This window comes from Clostridium sp. DFI.1.208, from assembly GCF_024463855.1.
Taxonomy (GTDB): Bacteria; Bacillota_I; Bacilli_A; order Erysipelotrichales; family Erysipelotrichaceae; genus Clostridium_AQ.
Genome location: NZ_JANGCA010000232.1, coordinates 1 through 342, shown reverse-complemented (window position 1 = coordinate 342; position 342 = coordinate 1). Strand labels below are relative to the sequence as shown.

At 43.9% G+C, this 342-nt stretch carries 1 protein-coding gene and 1 pseudogene; both read right to left on the bottom strand.

The window, feature by feature from the left end:
• Window positions 1-110, bottom strand: a 110-nt coding sequence (locus tag NE665_RS24175) for an excisionase (protein WP_256302740.1), incomplete at its 3' end; no start/stop codon positions are given.
• Window positions 110-342: pseudogene (locus tag NE665_RS24170) on the bottom strand (replication initiation factor domain-containing protein); the annotation flags it as partial. The gene NE665_RS24175 and the pseudogene NE665_RS24170, both read right to left, overlap by 1 nt.

The window sequence follows — 342 nt, the reverse complement described above, 5'->3', positions numbered from 1 at the left end:
TTTTCCTCTGCCAAGCGTCTTAACTTGTTTTCTCCGATACGGAAATACTTTGACGCTTCTTCAATGGTAAGGGTGTATTTTTCCCATACAGGAATATCGTTGTTATTCATCAGATACCCCCTTTCCCGTGTTTCGTGTCATACTGGATATAGGGGATAAGGTCGGTGCGGTCTATCCTCTGTAAGTGGGCGGTTAGTTTGCTGGAAAGGGAATTACTGTATCTTGCCTTATCAAGCATAGTTCCCACTTTTTCCAGTCCACCTAATGCGTCATGTTCTTCCAAGAAGTAAAAACTTTTCACAGCGGAAATCACGCCACCCTCTGTGAGCCATTGCTGTGTTT